An 18,330-nucleotide genomic window follows, 5' to 3' on the forward strand; every position below is an offset into this window, starting at 1 on the left:
CAATGGATACACGGCTTCTCAAACATTACGAAACCGAACTGGCCTTCCTGCGTGAGATGGGCGCGGAATTCGCGCAGGCCTATCCCAAGATCGCCGCCCGCCTGGGCATGGAGGGGATTGAGGTCATCGACCCCTATGTCGAACGGCTGCTGGAAGGCAGCGCCTTTCTGGCCGCGCGCGTACAGCTGGAACTGGCCATGCAGTTCCCGGCCTTCACCTCGAACCTGCTTGAGATTGTTTATCCGCATTACCTTGCACCCACACCGTCGATGATGATTGCCGAGCTTCAGCCGGACCCGGGCAATTCCGCGCTAGCCGAAGGTTTTTTGATCCCGCGCGGATCGACGCTACAGTCCCGCCTGATGGAGGGCGAGCAGACGCCCTGCGAGTTTCGCACCGGCGCCGATGTGACCATGTGGCCGATGGAGATTAGCGAGGCGGAATATATCGACGGGCGCGGCGAACTGGTCGCTGCCGGGCTGGCCCGCGATGTCGATGCCCGCGCCGGTATCCGGCTGCGCCTGAAACGCTCGGATGGCGGGCCGCTGGCTGAATTGCCGATGGACCGGTTGGTGCTGCATCTGGACCCGCAAAGTGGCGCGGCCTGGAGCCTGCACGAATTGCTCTGCACCCAGTGCCAGGGTCTGACAGGCCGGTCCACCAACAGGCGCGCCGACTGGACGCTTGCGCTGCCCGGAAGCGGAACCGAGGCGCGTGGCTTTGACCGTGACGAGGCGCTACTGCCGACGCCACCGCAAAGCTTCGATGGCTATCGCTTGCTGCAGGAATATTTCGCCATGCCGCAGCGGTTCCTGTTTGTGGAACTCATCGGTCTGAACCCAGCGCTCAAACGCGCCGAAGGCGATGAGGTCGACATCTACGTGCTGTTGCGCGAGGGTGCAAAGGATGTGGCTCCTGCGGTCACACCCACGGCCTTCACGCTGAACGCGGTGCCCGCGATCAACCTGTTCCACCGCCGTTGCGACCGGGTGCATGTTACCACCAAGGACACCGAACACCATATCGTGCCCAGCCGAACCGCCGGGCTGGATTACGAGATCTTCTCGATCGAGAAGGTGCGCGGCATCCGCAGCGACGAAGAGGGCGATATCGAGTTCCGCCCGTTCTATTCCGACACCGATCTGACCTCGGCCGGGGATCATCATCAGGCCTATTATACGATCTCGCGCCGCATGCGGCAGCGCAACGAAAAAGAACGGCTGCGCGGGGTGCGCACGTCCTATCTGGGGTCCGAGCTGTTCCTGACGTTGGTGGATCGGGCACAGGCGCCATACTCGTCCTCGCTCAACCAGTTGGCGGTCGAGGCGCTGTGTTCCAACCGCGATCTGCCGATGCTGCTCTCTACCGGCGGCGATAACGTGTTCTTTCTGGCCGAAAGCGGCCCGGTCAAGTCGATCCGCACCCCAGTTCCGCCGACCCGTCCGCATTCCAAACTGGCGCAGGGGGATGCGGCGTGGAAGCTGATCAGTCATCTCAGCCTGAATTACCTGTCCATCGACGGCGACGGGCACAACGGCGGCTCGGCGGCGCTGCGCGAATTGCTGGGCATCTATGCCCCGCTGGGCGACCGGGTGACCGAAAAACAGCTCGAAGGCATCACCGCAGTGTCCAGCCGCCCGATCGTGCGCCGGATGAGCGACGAGGTGCTCAGCACCGCGGTGCGCGGGCTGGAGATCACTATCGCCTTTGACGAGAGCTTTTACGAGGGCACCAGCGTCTATGTTCTGGGGGCGGTGCTTGAGCGGTTCTTCCGCAAATACACAAATATTAACAGCTTCACCGAAACGGTGCTGACAACCGACAGACGAGGAGAAATTGCCAGATGGAGACCGGCGACCGGCCTCGGCCGGATCATCTGAGCTTGCTGGCAGAGCTTGCGAAACACCCTGAAAAACATCATGTTTTTCAGGCGCTTCGCGTGTTGGAGGCGCATTACCATGATGCGCCGCGGCTGGGCGAATCGCGCCGCCCGCGCGAGGACAAAGTGCGCCTGACCCAGGAAGTCAGCCTGGCCTTTCCGCCCTCGACCATCACCGGGTTTACGCCCGCGACGGGTGCAAAACCGGCGCGGATCAGCAATCACTGGTTCGGCTTTTTCGGCCCGCACGGCCCGCTGCCGCTACATCTGAGCGAATACGCACGCGACCGGCTGCGCAACCATCGCGACCCCACCTTCGTGGCTTTTGCCGACATGCTTACGCATCGGCTGATGGGGCTGCTCTATCGTGCCTGGGCGGCGGCGCGGCCCGCGCCCAGTTTCGACCGGGGCGATGACCCGTTCGAACAGCGCGTCGCGGCGCTGGCAGGCTTCAAGGGCAAGGGCCACGCCGAACGTGATGCGATGCCGGACAGGACGCGCCGGTTCTTTACCGGGCATCTGTCATCTGGTCCGAAAACCGCCGAGGGTCTGGTGGCGATGCTGTCGCAGTTCTTCCATGTCCCGGTCAGCCTGCAGGACTTTGTCGGGTCGTGGTTGGAACTGGAACCGGATGACACGTGGCAATTGGGCGGTATGGTGGGGCTGGGACGGTCCACTAGCATCGGCAACCGGGTGTGGTCGCGCTCGGCCAAGTTCCGCATTCGCATCGGGCCGCTCTCGCTGGAGGATTACGAGCGCTTGTTGCCGGGCGGGACCTCGCAGGACCGCTTAGAGAGCATCGTGCGGACCCATGTGGGCGACGCGCTGGATTGGGAGGTCAACCTGGTGCTGGCTGGAGACGAGGTGCCGCGTGCTTCGCTCGGCGGGACGACGCGGCTGGGGCACACAAGCTGGGTGCGCACCCGCGATGAGGATGACGCGGGCAGACCGGATGCCGAGGATCTGATCCTCTACCCGGCCTATTCCGCCGCCTGAGACACAAGATTTGAGACACGGTTTGCAAGAAAAGCCGACAGGGACGAAAGGATATCAAAATGACTGAGATCAGCCGCGTGGCGCTGTTCGGCAAGCTGAACAAACTGGGCTATCAAGCCATCGAAGGGGCGACCGTCTTTTGCAAGATGCGAGGCAACCCCTATGTGGAAATTCAGCACTGGCTGCACCAGATCCTGAACGGGCAGGACAGCGATATTCACCGCATCATCCAGCATTACGATCTGGACCCCGGCAAGATCGCGACGGAACTGACCCGCTCGCTGGACATGCTGCCGCGCGGGGCCTCGACCATTTCGGACCTTTCCGATCATCTGATGGATTCCATGGAACGCGGTTGGGTCTGGGGATCGCTGCTTTATTCCGACAGTAAGGTGCGCTCCGGTTACCTGATTTTGGGAATGCTCAAGACACCCGCCCTGCGCAATATCCTGCAGACCATGTCGCCCGAGCTAGGCTCGATCGGGGCCGATGATCTGGCTGATAACTTCAACGACGCCACCGATGGCTCGCCCGAAGAGACTTTGGGCGCGCAGGATGGCAGCCAGGTCGGTGGCGGGGCTGAACCCGGCGAGGCCAGCGGCTCGATGGCGCCCGGCGCGATGGGCAAGGGCGAGGCATTGGAGCAGTTCTGCACGGATCTCACCGAACAGGCCCGCAATGGCGAGATCGACCCGATCGTGGGTCGGGACGAGGAAATCCGTCAGATCGTCGACGTGCTGATGCGGCGCCGGCAGAACAACCCGATCCTGACCGGTGAGGCTGGCGTGGGCAAAACGGCAGTGGTTGAAGGCTTTGCGCTGCGCATCGCGCGCGGTGACGTACCGCCTGCGCTCAAGGATGTGCGCCTCTTGGTGCTGGATGTGGGTCTATTGCAGGCCGGTGCCTCGATGAAGGGTGAATTCGAAAACCGCCTGCGTCAGGTGATTGACGAAGTGCAGGCCAGCCCGACCCCCATCGTGATGTTTGTCGATGAGACCCATACGTTGGTGGGGGCAGGGGGCGCGGCGGGCACAGGTGATGCCGCCAACCTGCTGAAACCGGCGTTGGCGCGCGGGACACTGCGCACAATCGGGGCCACCACTTGGGCCGAATACAAGAAATACATCGAAAAAGACCCCGCCTTGACCCGCCGTTTCCAAGTGGTGCAGGTCGATGAGCCTGACATCCCCAAGGCGGTGTTGATGATGCGCGGCATCGCCTCGATGCTGGAAGGGCACCACCGGGTGCAGGTGCTGGACGAGGGGATCGAGGCGGCGGTGACGCTCTCGGCCCGTTACATCCCTGCGCGGCAGTTGCCGGACAAATCGGTGAGCCTGCTCGATACCGCCTGCGCTCGCGTGGCGGTCAGCCAGCATGCGGTTCCGGCCGAGGTCGATGACAGCCGCCGCCGGATCGAAGCGCTGACCACCGAGCTTGAGATCATCGGCCGTGATGAGACCGCAGGTTATGATGTGGGCGACCGCCGGGAAGCGGTGACAGCCGCCAAGGAAGCCGAAGAGGAACGCCTGAACGGTCTGACCGAGCGCTGGGACGCGGAACGGTCGGTCGTGGAATCCATCCTCGACCTGCGCGCCAAGCTGCGCGAAGGCGGGCAGGAGGTCGAAGGCACCGGTACAGCCGAAGGTGCTGCCGCCACCGAGGAAGCCGTCGAAGCCGAGGCACTGCCCGAGGGCGACGCGGCGACAATCGACCGCGAGGCGCTGATGGCCGAGCTCAAGGCCAAGAATGCCGAGTTGGAAGAAGTGCAGGGCGACAATCCGTTGATCCTGCCCATCGTCGACCATCAGGCGGTTGCCAGCGTTGTGGGCGATTGGACTGGGATTCCTGTGGGCCGCATGGTCAAGGACGAGATCGAGACGATCCTGACCCTCGAAGAACATCTGTCAAAACGTGTGATCGGACAGGATCACGCCATGAAGATGATCGCCAAGCGCATCCAGACCAGCCGGGCAGGATTGGATAACCCCTCCAAACCCATAGGGGTGTTCATGCTGGCCGGTACCTCGGGTGTCGGCAAGACAGAAACCGCGCTGGCGTTGGCCGAGGTGCTATATGGCGGCGAACAGAACGTCATCACCATCAACATGTCCGAATATCAGGAGGCCCATACCGTCAGCAGCCTTAAAGGCGCACCTCCGGGCTATGTCGGTTATGGCGAAGGCGGTGTGCTGACCGAGGCGGTACGGCGCAAGCCCTACTCGGTCGTGCTGCTCGATGAGGTTGAAAAGGCCCACCCGGACGTGCATGAGATCTTCTTCCAGGTCTTCGACAAGGGCGTGATGGAGGATGGCGAAGGCCGCGTGATCGACTTCAAAAACACGCTGATACTGCTGACTTCGAATGTCGGCACCGAGATGATCATGGACATGTGCGCCGACCCCGATCTGATGCCCGATCCCGAGGGGCTGGCCAAATCCCTGCGCGACCCGATGCTCAAGGTGTTCCCGCCCGCGCTGCTGGGCCGTCTTGTGACGATCCCGTATTATCCGCTCAGCCCGCATATGATCGCTGAGATCACCAAGCTGCAGCTGGGTCGGATCCAGAAACGGGTGCAGGAGGCCCATGGCGTGCCGTTCGAATATTCCGACGCCGTGGTCGAGGAAATCGTCAACCGCTGTCAGGAGCTCGACAGCGGCGGGCGCATGATCGACGCCATCGTCACCAACACGATGCTGCCCGATATTTCGGCCGAATTCCTCAAGCGAATGATGGAAGGGGATGATATATCTAAGGTTGTGATCGACGTTACAGACGGCGAGTTCACCTACGGGTTTGACTAAAGCGGCAGTCGCTGCACGTCGCGGCGCCAAATTCTGGGAGTTATGACTGATGAAAAAAGGAATGACACCGCAACTGGACCATAAATGGTGGTCCAAGAACAAACCTACATTTCTGGGAAAAACCGGGCTTGGCAATGCACTCAAGGATTACGCCATCGCACTGGATAAGTTTGACTATGAAGCGGCGCGCAAGGCGCTGATCGACGTCCGAAAAAAGGTCGATGTTGCGACCAAGAAATGCAGTGACAAAACCCAGAAGACTACCAAGGAGGTTCTTAGCAAATACGACACCGTCATCAAGAAAGCCGATGACGATCTTAAAAAGAAGATCACCGATGAGCAGAAAAAGGCCGCTGCCGCGCCAGCGGCGGTTCCGGTCCAGAAGATGGGCAAGGATGTCGTTATTTGGAAGCGCGATATCGGCAAGGAAGTCTTCAAGAAGATCAAGCTGCAATGGCTTGATGGCATTGACGGATTTGTGCTGGAACAAAAGCTGAATGACGACATTCTCGATGTGTTCGAGAAAGAGGGCGACTACGTCACCCCTCAGCAGATCGTCGACGATTCCGAAGCGATTGGCCAGATGGTGATCTCGGAAGTCACCAAAGATCTTAAACAGATCGACGCCTTGATTAAATCAGGCAAGCAGGCGGACACCAAGAAGATCGAGGCGCTGCTGCTGAAAGTGCTGAAATCGAAGATGGAAGTTGCCAAGGGCAAGCTTGAGAAACTACCCGAGGCGCGCTGGAAGAAGTTCAAGGCGCAGAAAAAGCAATACACCAAGTACAAGGTCAAGACGGGCGTCAAGCTGACCACCGGAACCTTCGGCATCGTTGCGGGCCTTGGCGGGCTTGGGCTGGGCGTTGCGGCGGCGGCGGGCGCGGTGCCCACGATGGGCGGCTCGCTGGCTCTTGCGATCCCGGGTCTGGTTGCCGGCCTTGCTGGCACGTTGCGGTCCTGTGCCGCGATGACCAAGCAGCTTGTCGACCTCAGCCGCAGCGCCGAGAAGGTTGAAAAGGTTCTGAAGAGTGATCTTAATACCCTTCAGAACCGGTACAAGAGCGCGGTCAAGAAAGTCGCGGCCGAAACGGGTGCGACGACGCTAAAGGGCCTTCTTGGAACCGATGCGCCGTTTCTGGCCACTATTCCGAAATGCCGGGACAATATCGAACTGTTGGGCAACAAGACTGCCGGTATAGCGGTCGCAACGCGCAAATTGTCGAAATCGATCCTGAAGGCCATGAAAGAGGCCGAGGATCTGGAAAAGCAACTCAAGGGCGTCAAGGCTGCCAAGGTGCGCAAGGCTTTTGACAAGCTGGTCAAAACTCGTGCGGCGCTGTCCAAGGCGTTGGACAAATGCTCGGATCTCGGGGCGCGGATGACCAAGCTCGACAAGAACATGCCGAAGCTCAAGCAGATGATGAAAGTGCTCGAGGACAAAAACACCGATTTCAACAAGTATTTCGACAAAGTGTTCCCCACGGTCGTCAGCCTGACGCTGACCGGTGTGGGCTTTGGCACTGGCGCTGCCGATTCCAGCTCGGTCGCGGACTGGGTGAGCACCGGCGTCGGTCTGGTTGCCGATCTGGGTCTGGAAGCGGCAGATTTCGCCGCCGAGAAAATCTGATGGGACGCATCCCGACGAAGGAGGTGCTTGACCCATAAAACCTCCGGCCATCTGGTCGTACCAAATGCGCCACCGGGTTCGCCGCACGTTCTGTTCCATGTACTTGTGACCTTGGGTAACTTTTTCGACTGCTCTGGAAACAAATTCACAGATGAGGCTCTCGACTGTGTGTTTGATATGAGCACCACCACAAACGCATAGGGGATAACACAATGGTCAAGCACGTCGTCATGGACATGAAGAATGTCCCGATCAACAAGACTGGCCTCGAAATGGTCGATCCGCCGAAACTGTCGTTCAAGGTTGTGGTCGAACTGGACAAAAAGATGGAGAAAGGGGTCGAGAAGGACCCACTTCTCCAGCAGGAATTCCAGACCGCGGCAAGCGAGGTGCTGGACCAGACCAAAGCCACCATCGAACAGAAGTGCAAGGTGTTCGACAAGCTGTTTGTCGGGATGGTCAACAAGGGTGCCTCCGAAAAAGACATGGAAAAGCAACTCAAGGGGCTGAACAACGCGGTCAAGCAGGACATGGCGGTTGCGCAGAAGGCGGCGGAGCTTGCAGCGCAAAAGGCCTGGACCAAACTGCAGGCCAAGAAGAAGGAATGGAAAAAGTTCAAGATCAAGGTCGGTGTCTCGATTGCGGGCACGCTCGCCGGGCTGGCGGTGTCCATCGCCGCTATGGCGACTTCGCCGTTTTCAGGCGGAGCTGGTGCGGCCTTTGGCATTCTGGGCCTGATCAAATCGGGCGTATCGCTGGCCAAGGATATCGGCAAGCTGGCTTCTGATATCGACACGTCAAAGAAACATCTGGTTGTGGAATTGAAGGTTGTTGAAAAGGCGGCCCAAAACAAAGGGCTTTATGCCGCCAACGAAGTGACGGCGGCCGTGCTGAACGAGTTCATCGGGATCGCGCAACCCTCGATCAAATCCGTGGATGACGCAGCGGATACATTGAAGGCGAAATATGCCCAGATGATCGTCAAGGTGCATGACCTGTCCAAGACGCTGAACAAGATCCTCAAAGAGCAGGACAAGTTGAAGGCGCAGTTCTTGAAAGAGGTGGGCAACAAGCTAAAGAAGCACCCCGTCAAGGACAAGAAGGCGCAGCTGACCATGATTAGCAAGGCGCTCGATACAGCGCTTGCCGACAACTACAAGGCGGTCGATAACGGCATCACCAAGGTTCAGATGATGTATGCCGATACGCGGAAATGGGCCAATACGATCAAGGACCTGATGAAGCGTGTCAGCGAACTGAAGCTGAAAGATCCCAAGGGTCTGAAAGTGTTCCGCGAAGCGCTGAAATTTGCGGCTCTGGCCACCGCACCCATCGATGGAAACTCGATCGCGACCGGGGCCAAGGATCTGGCGCTTGGCGTTGGCGGTGCGGCGGGTGGATACGCTTATGACAAGATCACCAGCAAAGCGCTCGACGGCACAGTCTTCGACGCGGCGTGACCTGAGAAAACTCGTAATAATAGAACTTGGAGCAGTCCAATATGGCAAAAACCACCGTTACCCCGCATAAGTTTGGCGTCGTCGACCTGATCCGGTCGAAGCCCAAGCTGCAATATATCGAACTTCCCAAATACAAGGTCGATGTCAAGTTCGAGATCACCACATCCGGTAAGCTGAAAAAGCCCGACCCGGTGCCTTCGACCGCGCTGAAGCGGCTCGAAGCGGCGGGGATGAAAGAGCTTGAGCGCTATGAGACAGTCATCACCGAAGAGGCTGTTAAGCTTGATGCCAAGGTCGCTGAAATCCTCAAGAAAAATCCCGGCGAAAAGGGCCAGGCGGCTGCCGAAAAGCTGATCCAGGGCACCAACCAGTCGATCAAGAACGCCATGGCATCGGCCGAGGGCGCGGCACAGGTTGCGATCCAGAAACAGCTCAAGGTCGAGGCCAACAAGGACAAGCTGCTGAAAGAGGCGCGGGTCAAGACCACGCTCAAGGTCAGCATGGGCGTGATCAAGATCGGGACGGCCGTGGCGCGTCTGGTGGGCTCTTCTGGTGCGGATGTGATGGCCTACAAGACCATCGTCAAGCAGGTCTATAACCTGGGCAAGGAAATCCAGCAGCAGCTCAAGGGTGAGGAAAAGCTGCGCAAGGATCTCTATGGTGCAATCCAGAAATACATCACTCTGCGCGGCACCACGATCATGCAGGCAGCGGAACGTCAGGGCATCACCGACACGTCCGGCATATCGGTTAAGAAACCGATGGAGGCGATCAAGAAGCTGACCGGCAAGGCCGTCGCGATGGGCGACGAGGTCACCAAGGGGCGCGACCCTAAGAAGATCGCGAAGGAGTTGCTGGACTTCACCATCAAAGGTATCGCCGTCTACAACAAGGACGCTGACAAGAAGCGGCAGCAATATCGCGAACACACCACCAAGACGCGGCAGAAGGTCGATTCACTGGGCGTGGCAGCAGACAAGCTGATGAAGGCGGCGAAAGCGCAGAAAACCCTCAAGCAAGGGATCAAGCTGGGGGCCGAATGCATGACCCTCAAGCGCGAGGCCAGCGCATTGTCTGCCAAGCTGGAGGAGCGCCAGAAATTTCTAGGCGAGATGCAGACCCTGATGGAGGGCAATGGCATGAAGGTCGACGACACCACGATCGTCGACAAGATCAAGGCGCTGGACAAGAAAACCGTGCTGAAGGAGGCCAAGAGCATGGTGACCTCGGTCTCTGGCATCTACAAACTGGTGGATGAGATCAGCGATATCGCCGCCTGACGGCCCTTAATCACGTCACCGGGCGCGGCGCAGATGCCGTGCCCGGCGCATTCAAGACCCGCAAAGGAAAGATCCGATGGACAGCAGCAGCGCAGAAGGAGCCATGACGATGCAAGAGCGCGCGCGCGAGTTCATCGAGCGCCGGTCGATCCAGAATGCGATCCTGGGAGTCATCATTGTCAACGCGATCACGCTGGGCCTGTCGACCTCTGCGGCGGTTCAGGCCCAGGTTGGCGATCTGTTGGCGGTGTTCGACCGGGTGGTGCTGGGCATCTTTGTGATCGAGCTTCTGATCAAGTTCTACGCGTACCGTTTGCGGTTCTTCACCAATGCCTGGAACGTATTCGATCTGATCGTTGTCGGCCTTGGCCTGCTGCCGGATCGCGACGGGTTGTCGGCGCTACGGGGGCTGCGGGTGATCCGGGCGATGCGGTTGCTTTCCGTTATTCCACAGATGCGCGCGGTTGTGCAGGCACTGCTGGATGCGCTGCCTGGCATGGGCGCGGTGATCATCATGATCTCGATCGTGTTCTACGTTTTCGCCGTAATGGCCACGCTGATGTATGGCCCCGCCTTCGATGTCTGGTTCGGTACGCTGGGTCGATCGCTATATTCGCTGTTCCAGATCATGACGCTGGAAAGTTGGTCCATGGGCATTGTCCGACCGGTGATGGAGGAATACCCCACCGCCTGGGCCTTCTTCGTCCCCTTCATCGTCATCACAGCGTTTTCGGTTCTGAACCTCTTCATCGGTCTGCTGGTCAACACCATGCAATCGGCGGTGGAAGACGAATCCGAGCTTGAGTTCGAGAAACTGCGCGAATTGGTGCGGACCGAGACGGATGTCGTGGACGAACACGTGCTGGCCCTGCACGAGGAATTGCGCGCCCTGCGCAAGGAAGTGGCAGAATTGAAGGCAGGGCGCGATGGCTGATAGCTCACAGAAATTCATCGCCCGCAACCGCGCGCCAAGGGTCCAGATCGAATATGATGTGGAGCTTTATGGGGCCGAGAAGAAGGTGCAATTGCCCTTCGTGATGGGAGTGATGAGCGATCTGGCGGGCAAGTCCAATGTGGCGCAGCCCGGTATTGAAGACCGCAAGTTTCTTGAGATTGACGTCGACAATTTCGATGACCGGATGAAAGCGATGGCCCCGCGCGTCGAATTCAGCGTCCCCAACACGGTGACGGGCGAAGGCAACTTGCCGGTCGATTTGACCTTCGAGAAGATGAGCGATTTCAATCCCGCCGCCATCGCCGCCAAGATCGAACCGCTGCGCGCCCTGCTTGAGGCGCGGACCCAGCTCGACAATCTGATGGCCTATATGGATGGCAAAACCGGGGCCGAGACGCTGATCGAAAAGATCCTCGCAGATCCGACCCTGCTTTCGGCGGTGGCCACCTCCGAACTTTCCGGTGACACGGATTCGGCGCTCGAGTCCCTGCGCGCTGTCGAAGTCACCGAAACACAAGACGAGGATGATACCGGGATACTGGACGCACTGCGCGCCGCGGCCCCCGAGGACGCACCCGACGACAACACGGTCGCCGATGCGCTGGCCTCGCTGCCCGAGGCCGACATACCGGTTGAAGACGACAAATCGGGGGATGTCCTCAGCGATCTGGCCGCCGCCGCCCCGGCGGAGACAGAGGCGCCTGATAGCTCGTTCGCGGATGCTCTGGCGTCCCTACCCGAAACCGAGCACCCCGAAGAAGAAGATAGCGCCGCCAGTGTCCTCGATGATCTGGCCAGCATTGCTCCCGAAGCGCCTGCAGAAGACAGCGCGCTTGCCGATGCGCTTGGGTCGTTGCCCGAGGTCGAGGACCGCGAAGAGACTGAAACATCTGACGATATCCTGACCGGTCTTGCCGCAGAAGCGCCCGAAGAGATAGAGGACGACAGTTCTGTCGCTGACGCGCTGGCATCGATCCCCGAGGCCGAGGTCCAAGTCGAAGATGACAGCACAGCCGGGGTACTGAGCGATTTAGCCGCAACGCAACCGGACGAGGCCGAAGACGATAGCGAGGTTGCTGACGCGCTTGCCTCTTTGCCCGAGACCACCGCCACGGTCGAGGAAGATGCATCCGATGATGTGCTCAGCGGGCTAGCGGTCACAGCACCCGATATCGAGGCCGATGATTCATCGGTATCCGATGCGCTCGCCTCTCTACCCGAATCCTCTGAAGATGGCGCCCCGCAGGACAGCGCGCTCACCGATGCACTGGCCTCGCTCCCCGAGGCCGACACCGAGCCCGATAAAGATGACAGCGCCGATATACTCAGCGATCTTGCCACCGAACAACCCGACGAACCCGAGGCGGACAGCAGCTTGTCCGATGCCTTGGCGTCGTTGCCAGAGTCAGCCCCCGAGGACGAGGATGACACGGCAGTTGCCGATGCGCTGGCCTCGATCCCCGAAGCGGAAGTGCCGGATGAGCTCGATACCGCCCCGGACGTGCTGGATGATCTGGCGGCAGCAGCGCCCGGTGATCTGGTGGGGGTTGATAGCAGCGTCAGCGACACGCTCGCCTCGGTGCCCGAGACCGACGATGCGGGTGACGAGGACAGAACTGCAGACATTCTCGACGATCTGGCCGAGGCCGCGCCCAGCGACGAGGCGTCAGAGGATGATCTGGACAACCTGCTCGCCGATCTCGCCGGCGCGGCCCCTGACGAGGATGATGCTGAGGATACCGCGCTGGACGATGCGCTCTCCACTCTGCCGGAAGCGCCTGTTGAGTCGACCGACGACGGTGGCGAGGATGTTCTGGGCGAGCTTGCCGACGTGGCCCCGGTTGAAGACACCGACAACGAAGATCTGGACGCGCTGTTGGCCGATTTTGCGGACGAGGCGCCGGAAGAAGGCCCAGATGATACGCTGGAGGATGCCTTGGCCTCGCTCCCCGAGGCGGACGAGAGAGGCGAAGAGGATGGCACTGATGACGTGTTGAGCAGCCTCGCCACGGATGAACCCGAGCAGGATGCGCCCGATGACGATGTTGATGCGCTGCTTGCTGATCTGGCCGAAGACCTGCCGGACGAGGTTGAAGATACCAGCGCGGATGATGCATTGGCTGGTCTGTCCGAAACGGAAGTCGCCGAGGAAGATGACGGCGATCTGGACGCGCTGCTGGCCGACCTGGCCGAGGACGCGCCAGTAGAGGTGGCGGACCCCGAGACTTCCGGAGAAATTCTGAATGATCTGGCGGACGCTGACCTGTCCGAGGAACCATCGGGTACGGAGGACGTCTCGGTCGCGGACGTTCTGGATGGGTTGGAAAGCCCCGAGGTGGTAGACGCGGACGATACTGACGTGGACGAACTGCTTGCGGACCTGTCCGATGATATGTCGGAGGCCGACGAGGATGCGGATGATGACGACCTTGATGCGCTGCTGGCCGATCTTGGGGCAGATGAGCCTGCGGAGGCTGACCTACCCGATGTTCCCGACAGCGCCGATGCGGATGATACCGAATTGGATGCCTTGCTATCGGACCTGTCTGATGACACGTCTGAGTCTGACGAGGATACGGTCGACGACGACCTCGACGCGCTGCTGGCGGATCTTGGGGAAGATGAGCCCGGTGAAGGGGAGGTAACCGACGATCCCGACGATGCTGGCGCGGACAATTCCGATTTGGATGCGCTGCTTGACGATTTGTCCGATGACAGCTCCGATGCCGAAAGCGATGATCTGGACGAACTGCTAAGCGAACTAGACGCGTCGGATGTCGGAGATGAGGTTTCCGGCGGTGACGCGGATAGCGGCGAGCTTGATGATCTGCTGGCGGGTATTGAGGACTCGGATGTCGGGGCGGGTACGGAGGATGATCTCGACGCGTTGCTTGGCGATCTGGACGCAGACGAAGTTACCCTTGCCGCAGATGCGGAAGAGGAAACTGCGGATGATGATCTGGATGCGCTGCTGAACGATCTGTCGGACATGGGCGACGCAGTGGCTGAGGCCGGAGAGGAAGAGGATGACACCGATCTGGACGCCCTTCTGGCCGATCTCGAGAGCGACGATAGCGGCGATGAGCTTGACGACCTGCTGGCCGATCTGGACGCCGAAGAGGATGAAGATGAGAGTGACGGGCTGGACGATCTGGATGCCCTGCTGGCCGGTCTCGACACCGACTATGAGGCCGGAGAGGCGGATGGCGGGGAAGAGGACGATCTTGACGCCTTGCTCTCGGATCTGGAAAGCGATGAACCCGCCGATCTGGATGCGCTGCTGAGCGACGATGATGCTGACGACGACGGCGATGACCTGGACGCACTGTTGGCGGGTCTTGATGACGATTCAGAGAGTGAAAGCGCGGAAACCGAGACTCAAGCTGAGGCAGACGCAGAAATGAGCGATGATCCCGAACTGGCCTTTGGCACGATCAGCGCCGAACGACCCGAACCGCAGCGGCTGGACCGCAAGCGGTTCCGGATCGCGATGTTTGGCGATTTCTCGGGTCGTTCGGCGCGTGGGCTGGTCGAAACCGGTGAGGGTCTGGCCAGCCGCAAGGCAACACTGCTGGACCCTGATACAGTCGAAGAGATCATCGAAGGTTTCGCGACGAAACTTGTCCTACCCATCGGCAAGGAGGGGGCCGGGATCGAGGTGGAGCTGAAGGAACTTGACGATCTGCATCCCGACGAGCTGTTTGAAAAGGTTGCGTTGTTCGAAGGGCTCGCCGGTCTAAAAAGCCAGTTGAGCGCCGGGGCCACTGCCGAAAACGCCGCAAAACAGCTGATCGGCTGGGGTGAGGAGTTTGGTCAGGCCGTGGTGCCGCCGCGTCGGACCTCATCCGGCAACACTGTGCGTGCCGATTTGAAGCTGAGCGATTTCCAGAAGCTGATCGGGGATACGGGTGGCGAACTCGCGCAGGCCTCGCCGCTGGACGATCTGCTCAAACGTATCGTTGGCCCGCATATCCGCAAGCTGCCCGACGCTGACACTGCCGCCATGCAAAATGCTGTCGATGAGGCGTTGAGTGCGGCGATGCGGATGGTGCTGCACCACCCGGAATTCCAGTCGATCGAGGCGCAATGGCGCAGTCTGGATCTGATCGCGCGCAGCGTCGAGGTCGACGATACTCTGGAGATCATGCTCTATGATGTCAGCGCCGAGGAAATCGCCGCTGATCTGGCGGCCGAAGAAGATCTGGCCAAAACGGGTCTGGTACGGCTGCTGACCGAAGAACCGTTGAACGAGGAAAACGGGCGTGGCGGCTACTCCGCTCTGATCGGCATGTACACTTTCGAGGAAACACCGCCCCACGCCGAGATTCTTGGCCGGATTGCGCGGGTTGCGGCGCATGTGGACGCGCCGTTCTTCAGCGCGATCACGCCCTCCTATCTGGATGTGGCCAAGAAGGACCGCCACCCGTTGGTGGCCGAGGCCTGGGACACGCTGCGCGCCATGCCCGAGGCTGGGCATCTGGGGCTCGCTTCCCCCCGGTTCCTGCTGCGGCGGCCTTATGGCGTGAAATCCGAGCCGATTTATGAGTTCGACTTCGAGGAATTCACAATGGCCGAAGGGCTGCGCAGCATGCTATGGGCCAATCCGGTCGTGTTGGTGACGATCCTGCTGGCGCAATCATTCCGCAAAAATGGCCGCTCGATGGGGCTGGGCAGCGTGATGTCGCTGGGCGGCATGCCGTTCCATTTTGTCAACGACCGCCATGGTGATCAGGTGGCCTTGCCCTGCACCGAGCGCAACCTGACCATGGCGCAGCATGAACAGACGGTGCAGCGCGGCTATATGCCGATCTTGTCACCCAAGGGGCGCGACGAAATCCGGCTGGGCACGTTCAACGCGCTTGCGGGAAACGAGGTTCTGGGGCCATGGACGGGCGTTCCAGCGCCCGAGCCCTCGCCACCACAGCCCGAACCGCCTGCGGCGGACGAGGAGGGTGATGACGGGGACGATCTGGACCTCGATATGGATTTTGGCGGGGATGATGACGACAACGGGGATGACGATCTGGACGCGCTGCTGGCCGGGTTCGGCGATGACAGTGACGACGATGATTCAGACGGGGATGATGACGAAATGGATGCGGAACTTGCCGCGCTGCTGGCGGACCTGTGATGGCGTCGGCAGAGGAAAAAGGAATTAACTGATGCCTCCCAAGATGCATGAAAAACAGGTGCTTTGGCAGACAAACACCTTCGGCCTCAAGCCGGCGGTGGTCGAAGGCGATAGTGTCGATCCGCTGGTGATACGGCGCGCCATCGTCAAAGAAGGTCTGAGCCAGCTCACCGAGATATCGGTCGAGTTCCTGTCGCGCGATGTCAAGGTCAAGCTTGAGGATATGCTGGGCAAGATCATGACGGTGCATATGCAGACCGGTGAGGGCAACGAGAGGCTGTTCACCGGCACCGTGGTCTCGGTCGAGCGGCTCGCCTATCGCGATGGCTACCTGCAATTGCTGGCCGAGTTGCGCCCGTGGTTCTGGATGCTGACCAAAACAACCGATTGCCGCATTTTTCAGGAAATGAAGGCCGACGAGATCATCAAGAAGGTGTTCGATGATCTGGGGTTTTCGGATTATAAATTCTCCATTCGCGGCACCTTGCCGAAGCGGGATTATTGCGTGCAATACCGCGAAACGGATTATGACTTTGTCTGCCGTCTGGCCGAAGAGGAGGGGATCTATTTCTATTTCGACCACAGTGATGCCGACAAGAAATATGAAAAGCTCGTCCTGACCGACGACAAGGGCTCGCATTCAAGCATCAAAGAGAATTCGACCCTTGAATTCTGGCCCGCCGAAGATGGCAAGCAGCGCACCGATGAGCGTGTGACCGAGTGGGGTTACGGCGAGGCGGTGGTCTCGGGCAATGTGGTGTTGCGCGATTTCGATTTCCTGAAACCAAAGCCGGAAACCTATGAAATCCGTGAAAAAACCGTCCTGAAGCCCAAGCATTCGCACAAAGACTATGAAGTCTTCGACTATCCCGGCCATTATTATTCCGAAAAGAATGACGGCAAGAAACGTGCCCAGGTCAGGATGGAGATCGAGGAGCTCGAACATCAGGATCTGCGGGGCCGCGCGACGGTTCGCACAATGGCCACTGGCGAGAAGTTCAAGCTGACCGAGCATGACGATGACGCGATGAATATCGAGTATCTGACCACCAGCGCGACGCATTACCTGCAGACCACGTCAGGCTACGAATTCGTCAAGCGAGAGACCGATCTGGACACTGGCGCGCTGGAATTCGAAGAGGACAACAAGGATCTCTACCGGGTCGAATTCACCGTTATCCCGGCCACGGTCCAGTACCGCGCGCCGATGGACACGCCCTGGCCCGAAATCCCGGGTCTGCATACGGCGATTGTGACCGGACCGTCGGGCGAAGAAATCTACACTGACATTCAGGGCCGGATCAAAGTGCAGTTCCACTGGGACCGCGAAGGCAAAAATGACGAAAAGACCACCTGCTGGATCAGGGTCGCAACACCGTGGTCCGGCAAGAACTGGGGGATGATCCATATCCCTCGGATCGGACAGGAGGTCATCGTTCAGTTCGAAGAGGGCAACCCCGACAGGCCGATCTGCACGGGCATGCTCTATAACGAAAACCCGAGCGAAAAAGTCACTGAAAACGCCCCGGTCCATCCATGGCTTCTGCCCGACAACAAGACGCAGTCCGGCCTCAAGACCAAAAGCACCAAAAAAGGTAAGGCCGACGAATATAACGAGCTGATGTTCGAGGACAAAGCGGGCGAAGAACTGGTCCGTTTCCAGGCGCAGAAAGACCACGAGAGACTGGTCAAGGACCGGATTGTGGAAACAGTCGGTCTGGACGCTTCGGCGGTCGAGGTTGGAAAGGGGGACGAGAAAAGCATCACCCGGACCGTCAACCAACATGTCACCGAGACCATTCAGGAAGGCGATCACACCTTCACCATCGCAACTGGCAGTCAGGTGGTCGATATCAAGACGGATCAGACTGAAACGATCGAGGGCAAATCCGACCGCACGGTAACCGGCAACAATACCGAAACGATCAAGCAGGGCAACAAGGCGACCACGGTTAGCATGGGCAACATCACGGTCGATGCCGATGCGGGCAAGATCACCATGACCGCTGCGCAGTCGATCGAACTGAAAGTGGCCGGTTCATCGGTCAAGATCGATCCCAAGGGGGTGACCATCAAGGGACCGATGATCACTGTTACCGGCGATGCGAAATGTGATGTGAAAAGTCCGCTCACAACCGTTGAGGGCAGCGGCATGCTGACCCTCAAGGGCGGCGTAGTGATGATTAACTGATGGGGGCCGT

General features: G+C 59.6%; 9 protein-coding genes and 1 pseudogene. All 10 read left to right on the forward strand.

From position 1 onward, the window contains the following. Positions 1–2: 2 nt before the first annotated feature. Entirely contained in the window at positions 3–1,880 is a 1,878-nt protein-coding gene (gene tssF, locus AB1E33_RS04405; protein ID WP_372576051.1) for a type VI secretion system baseplate subunit TssF, read from the forward strand. Beyond that, positions 1,844–2,875 carry a type VI secretion system baseplate subunit TssG gene (tssG, locus tag AB1E33_RS04410; RefSeq protein ID WP_372576052.1) on the forward strand — a complete coding sequence of 344 codons (1,032 nt, stop codon included), beginning with the start codon at positions 1,844–1,846 and terminating at the stop codon, positions 2,873–2,875. The genes tssF and tssG overlap by 37 nt, the downstream gene beginning before the upstream one ends. Positions 2,876–2,934: 59 nt before the next feature. Then, the gene (gene tssH / locus AB1E33_RS04415; protein WP_372576053.1) at positions 2,935–5,676 is read left to right on the forward strand and encodes a type VI secretion system ATPase TssH; all 2,742 of its coding nucleotides are present in this window, start codon (positions 2,935–2,937) and stop codon (positions 5,674–5,676) included. A 49-nt stretch (positions 5,677–5,725) separates the two neighbouring features. Next, positions 5,726–7,303: a hypothetical protein gene (locus tag AB1E33_RS04420; protein WP_372576054.1), complete on the forward strand. Its 1,578-nt coding sequence runs from the start codon at positions 5,726–5,728 to the stop codon at positions 7,301–7,303. Positions 7,304–7,515: 212 nt separating this feature from the next. Further along, positions 7,516–8,763, forward strand: a complete 1,248-nt coding sequence (locus AB1E33_RS04425) for a hypothetical protein (protein WP_372576055.1) — start codon at positions 7,516–7,518, stop codon at positions 8,761–8,763. Between the two features lie 41 nt (positions 8,764–8,804). Continuing rightward, the gene (locus tag AB1E33_RS04430) at positions 8,805–10,043 is read left to right on the forward strand and encodes a hypothetical protein (protein ID WP_372576056.1); all 1,239 of its coding nucleotides are present in this window, start codon (positions 8,805–8,807) and stop codon (positions 10,041–10,043) included. Positions 10,044–10,119: 76 nt separating this feature from the next. Next, positions 10,120–10,977: an ion transporter gene (locus AB1E33_RS04435; RefSeq protein ID WP_372576057.1), complete on the forward strand. Its 858-nt coding sequence runs from the start codon at positions 10,120–10,122 to the stop codon at positions 10,975–10,977. Beyond that, positions 10,970–11,461 (forward strand): annotated as a pseudogene (tssB, locus tag AB1E33_RS04440) (type VI secretion system contractile sheath small subunit); the annotation flags it as partial. The gene AB1E33_RS04435 and the pseudogene tssB, both read left to right, overlap by 8 nt. 1,116 nt (positions 11,462–12,577) lie before the next feature. Continuing rightward, entirely contained in the window at positions 12,578–16,129 is a 3,552-nt protein-coding gene (locus AB1E33_RS04445) for a type VI secretion system contractile sheath domain-containing protein (RefSeq protein ID WP_372576614.1), read from the forward strand. Between the two features lie 31 nt (positions 16,130–16,160). Then, positions 16,161–18,320: a type VI secretion system Vgr family protein gene (locus AB1E33_RS04450; RefSeq protein WP_372576058.1), complete on the forward strand. Its 2,160-nt coding sequence runs from the start codon at positions 16,161–16,163 to the stop codon at positions 18,318–18,320. The last annotated feature ends 10 nt before the right edge of the window (positions 18,321–18,330 follow it).

Source organism: Ruegeria hyattellae (assembly GCF_041537925.1).
Lineage (GTDB): Bacteria > Pseudomonadota > Alphaproteobacteria > Rhodobacterales > Rhodobacteraceae > Ruegeria_C.